This window comes from Microbacterium sp. 8M (genome assembly GCF_902506375.1).
Classification (GTDB): Bacteria; Actinomycetota; Actinomycetes; order Actinomycetales; family Microbacteriaceae; genus Microbacterium.
This window is the reverse complement of sequence record NZ_LR733284.1, coordinates 85,464-98,968: the sequence shown is the minus strand read 5'-3', so window position 1 is coordinate 98,968 and position 13,505 is coordinate 85,464. Positions and strand designations below refer to the sequence as shown.

General features: G+C 71.7%; 11 protein-coding genes. 3 read left to right on the top strand and 8 right to left on the bottom strand.

All coding sequences use genetic code 11. The annotated features are described in order from the left end of the window. Positions 1–51 precede the first annotated feature (51 nt). From AERO9AM_RS00455 to AERO9AM_RS00435, 5 genes are all read right to left on the bottom strand, one after another. Positions 52–1,398 (bottom strand): dihydrolipoamide acetyltransferase family protein, encoded by a 1,347-nt coding sequence (locus tag AERO9AM_RS00455; protein ID WP_159574389.1) that lies wholly within the window; start codon positions 1,396–1,398, stop codon positions 52–54. A gap of 126 nt (positions 1,399–1,524) precedes the next feature. After that, positions 1,525–2,532: an alpha-ketoacid dehydrogenase subunit beta gene (locus AERO9AM_RS00450; protein ID WP_159574388.1), complete on the bottom strand. Its 1,008-nt coding sequence runs from the start codon at positions 2,530–2,532 to the stop codon at positions 1,525–1,527. Beyond that, a complete protein-coding gene (locus tag AERO9AM_RS00445; RefSeq protein WP_159574387.1) occupies positions 2,529–3,680 on the bottom strand; it encodes a thiamine pyrophosphate-dependent dehydrogenase E1 component subunit alpha in 1,152 nt (383 codons plus the stop codon). Before AERO9AM_RS00445 ends, AERO9AM_RS00450 begins: the two co-directional genes overlap by 4 nt. Positions 3,681–3,910: 230 nt before the next feature. Beyond that, on the bottom strand, positions 3,911–5,767 hold the full coding sequence (ggt, locus tag AERO9AM_RS00440) for a gamma-glutamyltransferase (protein WP_159574386.1): 1,857 nt from the start codon (positions 5,765–5,767) through the stop codon (positions 3,911–3,913). 319 nt (positions 5,768–6,086) lie between these two features. After that, positions 6,087–7,157, bottom strand: coding sequence for a histidinol-phosphate transaminase (locus tag AERO9AM_RS00435; RefSeq protein WP_159574385.1), 1,071 nt, complete (start codon positions 7,155–7,157; stop codon positions 6,087–6,089). 208 nt (positions 7,158–7,365) lie between these two features. Between AERO9AM_RS00435 and AERO9AM_RS00430 the strand changes: the two genes are divergently transcribed. Then, positions 7,366–7,770, top strand: coding sequence for a phage holin family protein (locus AERO9AM_RS00430; protein WP_159574384.1), 405 nt, complete (start codon positions 7,366–7,368; stop codon positions 7,768–7,770). Positions 7,771–7,799: 29 nt separating this feature from the next. On the opposite strand, the gene AERO9AM_RS00425 is transcribed toward AERO9AM_RS00430, so the two are convergent. Both AERO9AM_RS00425 and AERO9AM_RS00420 read right to left on the bottom strand, forming a co-directional pair. Continuing rightward, entirely contained in the window at positions 7,800–9,287 is a 1,488-nt protein-coding gene (locus AERO9AM_RS00425) for a hypothetical protein (protein ID WP_159574383.1), read from the bottom strand. Positions 9,288–9,291: 4 nt separating this feature from the next. Further along, positions 9,292–9,537, bottom strand: coding sequence for a hypothetical protein (locus tag AERO9AM_RS00420; protein ID WP_159574382.1), 246 nt, complete (start codon positions 9,535–9,537; stop codon positions 9,292–9,294). Positions 9,538–9,704: 167 nt separating this feature from the next. Here AERO9AM_RS00420 and AERO9AM_RS00415 point away from each other — a divergent pair, with 167 nt between their 5' ends. Both AERO9AM_RS00415 and purB read left to right on the top strand, forming a co-directional pair. Next, the gene (locus AERO9AM_RS00415) at positions 9,705–10,226 is read left to right on the top strand and encodes a low molecular weight protein-tyrosine-phosphatase (protein WP_201298539.1); all 522 of its coding nucleotides are present in this window, start codon (positions 9,705–9,707) and stop codon (positions 10,224–10,226) included. Between the two features lie 11 nt (positions 10,227–10,237). After that, a complete protein-coding gene (gene purB, locus AERO9AM_RS00410; RefSeq protein WP_159574381.1) occupies positions 10,238–11,659 on the top strand; it encodes an adenylosuccinate lyase in 1,422 nt (473 codons plus the stop codon). A 373-nt stretch (positions 11,660–12,032) separates the two neighbouring features. Here purB and AERO9AM_RS00405 read toward each other — a convergent pair whose 3' ends face one another. Beyond that, the gene (locus AERO9AM_RS00405) at positions 12,033–13,475 is read right to left on the bottom strand and encodes an MFS transporter (protein WP_159574380.1); all 1,443 of its coding nucleotides are present in this window, start codon (positions 13,473–13,475) and stop codon (positions 12,033–12,035) included. Positions 13,476–13,505 lie beyond the last annotated feature (30 nt).

The window sequence follows — 13,505 nt, the reverse complement described above, 5'->3', positions numbered from 1 at the left end:
GCTCCGCCGTTTTCCGACCTCACGGAGGTCGGGGGCTGCGGCGTCCGACCGTCAGTCGACGAGGAGGGCGGGCTCCTCGAGCACGGCGGCGACGTCGGCGATGAAGCGGCTCATGCCGTCGCCGTCGACGACGCGGTGGTCGAAGGATCCGGCCACGGTCGTCACCCAGCGCGGGCGCACCTCGCCGTCGACGACCCACGGCTTCTGGCTGATCGTGCCCATGGCCACGATGCCCGCCTCGCCGGGGTTGATGATCGGGGTGCCCGCGTCCATCCCGAACACGCCGATGTTGGTGATCGTGATGGTGCCCCCCTGCTGGTCGGCGGGCGTCGTCTTGCCCTCGCGCGCGGTGGCGGTGAGGCGGTTCAGGGCGCGGGCCAGGTCGCGCATGCCCAGATCCTGCGCATCCTTGATGTTCGGCACCAGCAGGCCGCGCGGCGTGGCGGCGGCGATGCCGAGGTTCACGTAGTGGCGCACGGCGATCTCGGCGCCGTCCGGAGTGTCGATCCAGGCCGCGTTGACCATCGGGGTCCGCCGGACGGCCCAGATCACGGCGCGCGCCATGATCAGCAGCGGCGACACCTTGATGTCTGCGAAGTCGGGCGAGGCCTTGAGCCGCTTCACGAGCTCCATGGTGCGCGAGGCGTCGACCTCCTTCCACACGGTCACGTGCGGGGCGGAGTAGGCGCTCTGCACCATGGCCGAGGACGTGGCCTTGCGCACGCCCTTGACCGGGATGGACTCGGTGCGGCTCTCGTCCGCTCCGGCACGCGCCGGCGAGGGCGAGATGCCGCGGGCCAGACCGACCGGTGCGGGCTGCGGCGCTGGGACGGTCTCCTCGCGCACGTCGCCCCACTCGGGCGTCTGGATGTTGCGGAACACGCTGGCCTGCTCGGCGTGCTTCATGACGTCGTCCCGGGTGACCTCGCCGTCGGCTCCCGTCGGGCTGACCTGGGTGAGGTCGACGCCGAGGTCGCGCGCGAGCTTGCGGATCGGCGGCTTCGCGATCACGCCCACGCTGGAGCGGACCGGACGCGGGGCCGGACGACGGCGGCGCGACGTGGCCTCCGCGCCGGAGCCGTAGCCGACGAGCACGGATCCGGATCCCTCCGCCGGCGCGGGGGCGGACGGCGCAGTCGGGGCGGCGGGCTCGGGGGCGCCGGTGACGAACGTGATGATCGGGGTGCCGACGTCGACGGTCTTCCCCTCCGGCACGAGCAGCTCGCCGACCGTGCCGGCGTGCGGTGACGGCAGCTCGACGAGCGACTTGGCCGTCTCGATCTCGCAGATCACGTCGTTCACGGCGACCGCGTCACCGGGCGCCACCTTCCAGGTGACGATCTCGGCCTCGGTGAGGCCCTCGCCGACGTCCGGCAGGGTGAAGGTCTGAGTGCTCATGGTCGGGATCCTTTCACACGGGTCGTTGAGCGAGGACGCCGAAGGCGACCGAGACGAAACGGGGTGGCCTCGCAGGAGACCGCGTTTCGTCTCGCTTCGCTCGCTCAACGACCCCTGGATGAGACATCAATAGGCGAGGGAGCGGTCCACGGCCTCGAGGATCCGGTCCGGATCCGGCAGGTAGACGCCCTCGAGCTTGGCGGGCGGGAACGGGGTGTCGTAGCCCGACACCCGGAGCACCGGCGCCTCGAGGGCGTAGAACGCGCGCTCCATCACGGTCGCCGCGATCTCGCTGCCGAGGCTGACGAACCCGGGCGCCTCCTGCGCGTAGACCATCCGGCCCGTCGAGCGCACCGAGTCGAGGATGGGCCCGTAGTCCACCGGCGACAGCGAGCGCAGGTCGACGACCTCGCAACTCGTGCCCTCCGCCTCGGCGAGCGCGGCGGCCTGCAGCAGGGTGGACACCATGGCACCGTGTCCGACGAGCGTGACGTCGGATCCGCGGCGCACGATGCGCGAGGCGTGCAGCGGCAGCGCGGGGGCGGCGAGATCGACCTCGCCCTTGGGCCAGTACCGGCTCTTCGGCTCGAGGAAGATCACCGGGTCGTTCGAGGCGATGGCCTCCTGGATCATCCAGTACGCGTCGTTCGGGGTCGAGGGCGACACGACGCGCAGACCCGGGGTGTGCGCGAAGTAGGTCTCGGGGCTCTCCTGGTGGTGCTCGACCGCGCCGATGTGCCCGCCGTAGGGGATGCGGATCACGACCGGCATCGACACCGCGCCCTGATGCCGGGCGGTGAGCTTCGCGAGCTGCGTGGTGATCTGGTCGAACGCGGGGAACACGAAGCCGTCGAACTGGATCTCGACGACCGGGCGGAACCCGCCCATCGCGAGGCCGATCGCGGTGCCGACGATGCCCGACTCCGCGAGCGGCGTGTCCAGCACGCGCTGCGGGCCGAAGTCGCGCTGCAGGTGCTCGGTGACCCGGAACACGCCGCCGAGCGCGCCGATGTCCTCGCCCATGAGGAGCACGCGCGGGTCGTCCTCCATGGCCTTGCGCAGGCCCGCGTTCAGAGCCTTGCTGAACGGCATCGTCTCGATGCGGGTGCCCGCGGCGGTGTCGACGGTGGTCATCGCTTGCCACTCTGCCCTTCTGCCGCTCCGCTGGAGGGGAACGACGCCTCGTACTGCGCCTGCCAGGCCTTCTGCTCGGCCATGAGCGGGTGCGGATCGCTGTAGACGTGGTCGAAGATGACCTCGGGCCCGGGCGAGACGAGCTCGAGGGTGCGCACGCGCAGGTCCTCCGCGGCGTCGGCCGCCTCGGCGTCCGCGTCGGCGAAGAACGACTCCGCCGCGCCGCGGTGCTCGAGGTACGCGCGCATGCGGGCGATCGGATCGCGCAGCGCCCACTCCTGCTCCTCGGCGCTGCCGCGGTACTTCGTGGGGTCGTCGCTCGTGGTGTGCGCGCCCATGCGGTAGGTGACGGCCTCGATCGCGCGCGGGCCGTCGCCGCCACGCGCCTCATCGAGGGCCCGACGGGTGACCGCGTAGCTGGCGAGCACGTCGTTGCCGTCGACCCGGATCGACTCGATGCCGTAGCCGATGCCGCGCTGCACGAGAGGCACCCGCGACTGCGTGCTCACCGGCACCGAGATCGCCCAGTGGTTGTTCTGCAGGAAGAACACCTCGGGGGTGCGGTAGCTCGCGGCGAACACCATGGCCTCGTGCACGTCGCCCTGGCTCGATGCGCCGTCGCCGTAGTAGACCATGACGGCCTCGTCGCGGTCGGGGTCGCCGGTGCCGCACTTGCCGTCGAAGACGAGTCCCATCGCGAGGCCGGTGGCGTGCAGGGTCTGCGAGCCGAGCACCAGCGTGTAGATGCGGGTGTTGCCGTTGCGGGGATCGGTCGGATCCCATCCGCCGTTGGACGTACCGCGCATCAGCGTGATGATGTCGACCGGATCCACCCCGCGGATCCGGGTGACGACGTGCTCCCGGTAGGAGGGGAAGATCGTGTCCTGCGGGCGGGCGGCGCGGGCGGATCCGACCTGGGCGGCCTCCTGCCCTCGGCTCGGCGGCCACAGGGCGAGCTGGCCCTGGCGCTGCAGGTTGGTGGCCTGGCTGTCGATGGCGCGGATCGCGACCATGTCGCGGTAGAACTGCTCCAGCTCGCTGTCCGGGAGCGCGTCGATGAGGGGCAGATACTCCTCGGCCGCGGCGTTCGGGGCGTAGCTGCCGTCGGCGTCGAGGACGCGGACGACAGGGATATCGGCGTCTGTCACCTTGTCTACGCTAACCGAGGATTCCGGTTGTGCAGTGGAGGGTCGCCACAAACGATCACCGGGGTCCTGTCACGATCCCCACGGACGCATGCGGGCTCGCGGATATCCAGGTGTCCCACGTATTTTTGCCAGGTCCCCCTAGCTTTTTACCTGGGACGCCTTGCATCCGTTTTCAGAGAAAGTGGCCGTCGTCGCCGGCGCTCACACGCCCCTTGCCCGGGCATCCTCCCTCAGGGCGCCGTGGACACGACCATCGCCGAGCCGCCGCCCCGTCGCACCGGTTCCGCCGCCGCGACCGTGCTGCCGTCGGGCCGGAACTCGATGGCCGTGGCCGCGCCGATCTCGGACGCCGAGGTGAACGAGTCGCCCGAAGGCACGAGCGTGTGCCCCAGCGCCGTCAGGCCCGCGCCGTACTGCTCGATGAACGCCGGCTCCGCCACCACGCTCGTGCCGTTGCGCGGCGCCGCCCGGGGTGCCGCGATCGCCTGCGACACGTCCATGCCCAGGTCGACCCGGTTCAGGATCGTCTGCAGCACCGTGGTGATGATCGTGGATCCGCCGGGCGATCCCAGGGCGAGGAACGGCTTGCCGTCCTGCAGGATGATCGTCGGCGACATCGACGACCGGGGCCGCTTGCCCGGCTCGATGCGGTTCGGATCCGAGGCGTTCCAGACCGTGGAGAAGTCGGTCAGCTCGTTGTTCAGCAGGAACCCGCGCCCCGGCACCACCATGCCGGATCCGCCGGTCTGCTCGATGGTCAGCGTGTACTCGGCCACGTTCCCCCAGCGGTCGGACACGGTGAGGTTGGTCGTCGAGATGTTCTCCGTGTCCTTCTCGGAGGCCGGCGACGCCGCGGCACCCGGGCAGACGCCGTCGTACGAGGTGACGTCTCCCGGTGCGACGGGCTTCGGCAGCGCGTGCGCGGGGTCGATCAGGCAGGCGCGTTCGGCTCCGTACAGCGGATCCGTCAGCGCCGCGGTCGGGACGTCCACGAACGCCGGGTCGCCGACATACTTGCCGCGGTCGGCGAAGGCGAGCGAGCTCGCCTCGACGTAGTGGTGCAGCGCCTGCGTGCTGTCCATGCCGGAGAGCTGGTAGTTCTGCAGGATGTTGAGCGCCTCGCCCACCGTAGTGCCGCCGCTGCTGGACGGCGCCATGCCGTAGACGTCCAGCCCGCGATAGTTCACATGGGTCGGATCCTGATCCACCACGGAATAGCCGGCGAGGTCCGCGGCCGTCATCGAACCGACCGGCACCGGGAGGGTGGTGTCGGGCGACTTCGGGGGCGCCTGCACCGTCTGCGCGATCTCCTGCGCCAGCGGCCCGGTGTAGAACGCGGAGATGCCATCCTTCGCGAGGAGCCGATAGGTGGCCGCCAGGTCGTGGTTCTGGAACACGCTGCCCACCGCGGGAGCGTCGCCGCCTGGCAGGTACAGCGCGCTGGTGGAGGTGAATGCGGCGAAGCGCGTCTTGTTGTCCAGCGTCTGCTGCCGGAAGGTGTCGTCCACCACGAAGCCGCGATCCGCCACCTTGATGGCGGGCTTCAGCGCTTCGCCCAGGCTCAGCGTGCCCCAGCGCTCCAGGGCCCGTTGCCAGGTGGCCGCCGTCCCCGGCACGCCCACGGAGACGCCGCTGGTCACCAGCTCCGGGGTGAACCGGTAGGGGCTGCCCGTGGCCGGGTCGATGAACGCGTCGTGCGTGATGCCCGCCGGTGCGGTCTCGCGGCCGTCGATCGTGCCGACCGTGCCGGACTTCGCGTCGTAGTAGACGAAGTACCCGCCGCCGCCGATTCCGGCGCTGTACGGCTCCGTGACCCCGAGCGTCGCCGCTGCGGCGACCGCCGCATCCGCCGCCGTGCCGCCCTTGCGCAGCACCTCGATCGCGGCAGCCGAGGCCTCCGGGTCCACGGTGCTGACCGCGCCCCCGTAGCCCGTGGCGGTGGGCGTCTTCTCGGTGGATCGGGGATCCGCCTGAGCCGAGGGGGCGGCGATCGCCCCGGCCGTCAGCGACAGGCCCACTGCCGCGATCAGCGCTGCGGCGCGCGTGCGCGGCCGCCGTCCGTGAATTCTCTCCGTCGAGCCGTCCATGCCTTCGGTCGTATCACGGGGCGTGCGCTCGGGCAACGGGGTCGACCGTTCGTCCAGCGCGTTCGAGGTCCGTGGTTCCTCACTCGCACCCCGCATGTCGCGGATGCAGGACGCGGCCGTGGATGCAGGACGCGGCCACGGATGCGCGACGGATGCAGGACGCGGCTACGGATGCAGGACGGATGCGGCGGTTCGGCCCTGCATCCGTCGCACGATCCTGCAGGCGTCGCCGGGTGCAGCAGGCGTGCGCCCGGGACGGCGCCGGGCCTGCGCCGGGGACGGCGCCGGGCCTGCCGGCGCCCGAGATCGATCGCCCGCGTCAGGGGCGCTGTGCGGCGGCGACGGCCAGGACGCGGGGCAGCGACTCCGCCTCACCGACCGAGATCCGGATCCCGTCTCCGGGGAAGGCGCGCACGATCAGGCCCGCGTCCTCGAACGCCGCTGCGACGTCGGCCGTCGCCTCGCCCGTGGGCAGCCAGACGAAGTTGCCCTGCGCGTCGGGCACGTCCCAGCCTGCTTCGCGCAGGCCCGCGACGAGCTCGGTGCGGCGCTCGACGATGACGGCGACGCGGGCGCGCAGCTCGTCCTCGGCGTCCAGGCTCGCGATTGCGGCGCGCTCGGCGGCGGCGGTGACCGACAGCGGGATCGCCGTGGTGCGGGCCGCGTCCAGGACGCGCGGGTGCCCGATCGCGTAGCCCACCCGCAGTCCGGCGAGGCCGTACGCCTTGGAGAACGTGCGCAGCACGACCACGTTGGGGTGGGTCTCGAAGATGCGCTCCGCGAGGCCGTCGACGGCATCGGGGGCCGTGACGAACTCGGCGTACGCCTCGTCGAGCACGATCAGCACGTCCCGCGGAACCCGGGCGACGAACGCCGCGAACTCGGCGCTCGTCACGATCGGCCCCGTCGGGTTGTTCGGGGTGCACACGATCACCACACGAGTGCGGTCGGTGATCGCGGCGGCCATGGCGTCGAGGTCGTGCCGGGAGTCCGCGGTGAGCGGCACCTGCACGCCCGTCGCTCCCGCCACCAGGGGAAGGCCGGGGTACGCCTCGAAAGAGCGCCACGCGTACACCACCTCGTCCCCCACCGTCGCGGCGGCCTGCACGAGCTGGTACAGGATCGCGACGCTGCCGGAGGCGACGTGCACCGCATCCGGCGCGACGCCGTAGCGCTCGCCCAGCCGCGCACGCAGCGCGCCGGCGGTGGCATCCGGGTAGCGGTTGATCGGCGTGCCCGCGGTCAGCGCCGCGACGACAGACGGCAGCGGCTCGAACGGGTTCTCGTTGCTGGACAGCTTGAACGCGTCTGCACCGGCCTGCTTGCCCTGGCGGTACGGCGGGAGGGCCGCGATCTCTTCGCGGATGCGGGGCAGGATCTCTTCGCTCACGCGTCGAGTCTAGATGCGCGGCCCGCACCCGCACCCGGCCGCCGCAGACCCGCCCTCGGGCGCCGCTGACCCGCCCCCGGGCGCCGCTGACCCGCTCCCGGGCGCCGCAACCCTGCCGTCGGGCCGTGATGACCGGGAGCCCATCCACATGATCGGCTCGCACGCAACTCCCCTGCGGATCGGGGATCCGAGTGCCAGAATCGGCATCATGAGGTTCCTCATCCGCGTCATCGTGAACGCCTTCGCCATCTGGGTCGTGAGCCTGATCACCGTCCTCCAGGTCACGGTCACCCCGTACCCGCCGGGCGGGATGGTGCCGCTGCTCGTCACGCTGCTCGCGATCGGCGCGGTGTTCGCGGTGGTGAACACGATCGTCGGCGCGGTGGTGAAGATCGTGGCGTTCCCGCTGTACATCCTGACGCTGGGGCTGATCTCCCTCGTCATCAACGGGTTCCTGCTCTGGCTGACCGCGTGGATCACCGGCTTCTGGGGGTGGGGCCTGGCGCTCGGCGGCTTCGGCTGGACGATCGTCGCCGCCTTCCTCATCGCCGTGATCAACGCGATCTTCAACGCGATCCTGCGCCCGCAGCGCCAGCGCAGCCGCGACCGCTGACACGACGGGACTGACGCGCAGGTGCACCGTCACTTCTCCTCCGCGACGCGCGCGGCGGTGAAGTCCGTGGAGTCGACCAGGGTCGCGCCGTCGTAGGCGGCGAACCGCTCGCGGAGCGCATCCATCCGCGGATCACCGGACTGCTCGGCCAGCCGAACGGTCTCCTGATACGCGGCGAGCTGGTGCGCAGGGACGCCCACATCGATGCCGTGCCCGGGTGCGGCCGTCCGCGTGATGACCAGGCTCTGCGTGGATCCCAGCCCGTCCGTCCGCCCGCCTCCGGTGAGGCCGGCGACCGGGTCGTCGGTGTGCCGCACCGCGACGTGCACCACTTCGGAGGGCAGCGACGGCTCCGTGGGCGACCCGACCGTGTAGACGCCTCGGACGTCGAACGCGCCCGACTGGGCCACGAGGTCGACGTCCATCCCGCCCTGCGAGTAGCCCACCAGATCGACCGGCGTCCTCTCGTCCGCACCGGCGGCGCGCAACGCGGCGACCGTCGCCTTGTAGGAGTCGGACTCCTTCCGTTCGAGGTAGGCCCGCAGGTTCGACTCCATGTCCCAGGGCTCGGTCTCCGGTCCACCGGGACGCGTGCCATCGACGTATGCCATGAAGCGGGTCGACCCATCCGCCAACGTGTACTTCTCCACGCGCACCTGCGGTGTCTCGCCGTACGGGATCCGGGCGACCACCTCGCTCAGGAATCCCGGCGGCCGCGGCACGGGGAGCGCACCACCCGGGGTCGCGGGCGGCGTGGAGACGCGGGCGGGCGTGCGCGCCCGGGTGAGGAGCAGATCGCCGGGGCGGGGGCCCACGGCGCCACGGCCCGGCGCACCCGGGCCCGCGGCGCCGTCGACGAGGACCGCGCCGGGCGTCGGCGTGAGCGGCCCGCGCGGCGTCTGACCGAACCCGGGCGCGAAGAGCCGCAGCAGCATCAGGGCGCCCCGAGCGACGCCCGCCTCGGCGAACCCCGCGCTCATGAGCGCCAGCTGCAGACCGGGGCTCAGCGTCGAGAGCACGCCCCAGCCCGCGCCCTGCGCCTCCGAGAGCGGAGCGCCCGGGGCGGGCACGAACCCGTCGTACGCGCCGAGCGCCCACTTCTGCAGCAGGTCGCGCTCCGTCGCGCGCAGCCCCGGGTTACGTCGCAGGATCTCCTCGACGCGATGCAGGGACTGCTTCACGAGCTCCGGATCCGTCACGCTCGAGACCGCCCGCTGCGCCCGGAGCTCGGCGATCTCGAAGATGTCGGCCATGGTCTCGGTGCCGCTCGCGATCTCGTCCAGCGCCGCGTTCACGGCGTCGAGCCGGTTCACCGCCGGCCACACCGGCATGACCGCACCCGACCGCGACCCCGGCGGCAGGCACGACGACTCCACGAGCCCCGGGATCTCGAGCAGCTCGTCCCGGGCGATCTGCACGGCCGCCGCGTCGGCACGCAGCCGCCCCGCCATCGCCCGCAGACCATCCGGATCCACGGCCAGGATCCCGCCGTGGGAGATCTCCACCTCGCTGCCCACGCGGTCACCCCACCCGCAGCCCGGACTCGATCCAGCCCAGCTCGTCGAGCACGCCCGCGAGCTCGTGCTGCTGCTCGGCGCAACGATCGAGCATCGCCTCGACCGCGCGCGCCTTCCAGGCGCAGTCGACGGAGAGCGCCACCAGGTCGGCGAGGGCCCGGTCGAGCCGTTCGCGCACGCTGCTGCAGCGCAGCAGCGCCTCGGCGAGCATCCAGGATCCTTCGGCGGCAGCGGGAGCGATCGTGAACATGTCGCCCAGCCTGCGCCAGAACACAGGGTTGGGGAGCGGGGTTCGTGGAAGCCGTGGGATCCGGGCGCTCCCTCCGTGCTGTGGAGGACGCGTCCGGACGGCGGGCGGGACGGTCGGCGCCACCATCGCGCTCTCGGACGATCGCCCCGGTGCGGCACAATGGAGCCATGACCGAGTCGGACCCGTTCCGCGTGATCTTCGTGTGCACGGGCAACATCTGCCGGTCACCCATGGCGGAGGTCGTCTTCCGCGACATCGCGACGCGGCAGGGCCTCGGCGACCGCATCGTGTCCACGAGCGCCGGCACCGGCGACTGGCACGTCGGCGAGCAGGCGGACCGCCGCACGATCGAGGCGCTCGACCGCCGCGGCTATGACGGATCCGGGCATCGCGCCCGGCAGTTCACCTACGACGACTTCGCCACCAATGACCTCGTCGTCGCCCTCGACCGCACGCACGAGCGGATCCTGAAGCAGTGGGCGCGCGACGAGTCCGAGGAGGGCAAGGTCACCCTGCTGCTGTCGTTCGAGCACCCCGACACCGCTTTCGAGCACCACGGCGCCCTGGACGTGCCCGACCCCTACTACGCCGACGCCCCGGTGTTCGACGAGGTGCTCGGTATGATCGAGAGCGCGAGCCACGGCCTCTTCCGCCAGCTCGAACCCGCCATCCGACCGCCGCGCCCCTGACGAAATCGCTCATGACGGCAGCGCGTGCCGGATCCACGACTTCCGGAGGACACCCCGTGACCGCCACGCTCCCCGTCCAGCCCCTCAGCCCGCTCGACGGACGCTACCGCGCCGCGGTCGCCCCGCTCGCCGACTACCTCTCCGAGGCCGGCCTCAACCGCGCCCGCGTCGAGGTAGAGGTGGAGTGGCTGATCGCGCTGACCGACCGCTCGCTGTTCGGCACCTCGCCGCTGTCCGATGAGGACAAGGAGCGCCTGCGCGGCCTGTACCGCGACTTCGGTCAGGCCGAGATCGACTGGCTGGCCGAGAAGGAGGCGGTGACCCGCCACGACGTGAAGGCCGTCGAGTACCTCGTGCGCGACCGGCTCTCCGCACTGGGCCTGAACGCGATCGCCGAGCTCACCCACTTCGCCTGCACGAGCGAGGACATCAACTCCGCCTCCTACGCGCTCACCGTCAAGCGCGCCGTGGAGCGCGTGTGGCTGCCGGCCCTGCAGGACGTCATCGCGAAGCTCCGCGAGCTGGCGGTCGAGCACGCCGACGCCGCGATGCTGTCCCGCACCCACGGGCAGCCCGCCACTCCGTCGACGATGGGCAAGGAGCTCGCGGTGTTCGCGTGGCGCCTGGAGCGGGTCGTCAAGCGGATCCAGGGATCCGAGTACCTCGCGAAGTTCTCCGGCGCGACCGGCACCTGGTCCGCGCACCTCGCGGCCGAGCCGTCCGTGGACTGGCCCGCGCTCGCCCGCGAGTACATCGAGGGCCTCGGGATCGACTTCAACATCCTCACCACGCAGATCGAGTCGCACGACTGGCAGGTCGAGCTGTACGACCACGTGCGGCACGCGGGCGGGATCCTGCACAACCTCGCCACCGACATCTGGACCTACATCTCGCTCGGCTACTTCGCGCAGATCCCCGTCGCCGGCGCGACCGGATCCTCGACCATGCCGCACAAGATCAACCCGATCCGGTTCGAGAACGCCGAGGCGAACCTCGAGCTGTCCGGCGCGCTGCTGAACTCGCTCTCGCAGACGCTCGTCACGAGCCGCCTGCAGCGCGACCTCACCGACTCCACCACGCAGCGCAACATCGGCGTCGCGTTCGGGCACTCGCTGCTGGCCCTGGACAACCTGCGGCGTGGCCTGAACGAGATCTCGCTCTCCCGCGACGTGCTGCTCGCCGACCTCGACAGGAACTGGGAGGTGCTCGGCGAGGCGATCCAGACGGTGATCCGCGCCGAGGTCGTCGCCGGCCGCTCCACGATCCAGGATCCGTACGCGCTGCTGAAGGAGCTCACCCGCGGTCACCGCGTCGGAGCTGCGGAGCTCGCCGAGTTCGTGCAGGGCCTGGAGATCGGCGACGAGGCCAAGCAGCGCCTGCTGGCACTGACCCCTGCGACGTACGTGGGCCTCGCGGAGACCCTGGCGAAGTAGCCCGGCCCAGGCCTCGGATCCCGTGCGCCGGGATGCGGTGGCGTCCTGCTCGAGATGGAAGACGTCGCCGCCACGCGGCCGCGGGCAGCGTTTTCCATCTCGCTGCGGGGCCGAGCGGCCGGTGGAGATGGAAAACGTCGCCGCCGCAGGCTTGAGGGCAGCGTTTTCCATCTCCTGACACCGGCGAGAGGACACCCGCGCGCTCACGCACCCACAGGCTCCCGGGCGACGGCGGGGCTCAGGCGCCCACTCGGCGAACCGCCGGGCTCAGGCCTGGGTCTCAGGCCGCCGGTCTCAGGCCGCCCGACTCAGACCCGCCTCAGGCCGCCGGGCCCAGGCCTGGGACTCAGGCCCCCGGCTCGGGCCGCCGGGCTCAGGCCTCGGCGGGAACCGCCGCCGGGGCGCCGGAGTACTCGCCGGCGCGGTCCTTCGGCATCGCGAGGATCGCCAGCAGCATGAGCGCCGCCGTCACGGCCGCGGCGACGAACACCCAGGTCGAGGCGTGCACCACCGTCGCGGGGTCGTGCTCACCACCGCCGGCGGCCAGCACGGCGTTGGAGATCGCGCCGTAGACGGCGACCCCGACCGCGGCACCCGCCGACCGCGCGAAGGTGTTCATCCCGGTCACGGCGCCGCGCTCGCCCCAGCCGACCGAGGCCTGCGCCACGATCAGGGTCGGCGACGCGGTCCAGCCCAGGCCGAAGCCGATCACGAAGGCGATCCCGGCGAGCGACAGCGCGTTCGGGTACGGTCCGATCAGCGCGAGCCCGAGCGCGCCGAGGGTGGCGATCGCCGCCCCGACGAGCGCGGTGACGCGGAATCCGAACCGCAGGTACAGCCGACCGGCGTTGGCGGCCGACAGCGGCCAGCCCAGGGTCATCGCGGCCACGGCGAGGCCGGAGAGCAGCGGCAGCACGCCGATCGAGCCCTCGAGGTATGCGGGGGCGAAGCTCGTCACGCCGGTCAGCAGCGCGCCGACCGCGAACGACGCCAGGGTCGTGGTGAGGATCAGCCGGCTCGAGATCAGGCGCAGGTCGATGATGGGCTCGGCCGCCCGGCGCTCAACGAGCGCGAACACGGCGAGCGCCACGGCGCCGACGACGAAGCAGAGCACGCTCGGCACCGACAGCCAGGCCCAGGCGTTGCCGCCTTCGAGCACGCCGAGGATGAGGCCGGTCAGGCCCACGGTGAGCAGCGCGGCGCCGAGGTAGTCGATGCGGTGGCGGCGGCGTTCCGTCTGCTCGTGGAAATGCCGCAGCAGCATCCAAGCCGCGACGAGGCAGAGCGGCACGTTGATGAGGAAGATCAGCCGCCACACGTCGAGCTGCGAGAACACGCCGCCCAGGGCCGGACCCACGACGGAGGAGACCGCCCAGACGCTGGCTATGTAGCCCTGCACCACCGCGCGCTCCGACACGGAGTAGATGTCGCCGACGATCGTCATCGCCATCGGCGCGACGGCTCCGGCGCCCAGGCCCTGCACGAGCCGGAAGACGATCAGCGACGGCATGCTCCACGCGACGCCGCAGAGGATCGATCCGAGCAGGAACAGCCCGATGCCGATCAGGATGATCGGCTTGCGTCCCACGGTGTCGGCGAGCTTCGAGTAGATCGGCACGCTCACCGCCTGCGCGAGCAGGTAGATCGAGAACAGCCATGGGAACTGCTGGTAGCTGCCCAGGTCGTGCACCACGCTGGGGACGGCGGTCGCCAGAATCGTGGCGTCCATGGCGATGAGGCCGGTGGCCAGCATCAGTGAGAGCAGCACGGGCCCACGCTCGGAACGGAGACCCACGGAGGCGCGATCGATCGTCATGCTCACCTTGGGGTCAAGGCGGGACAGACG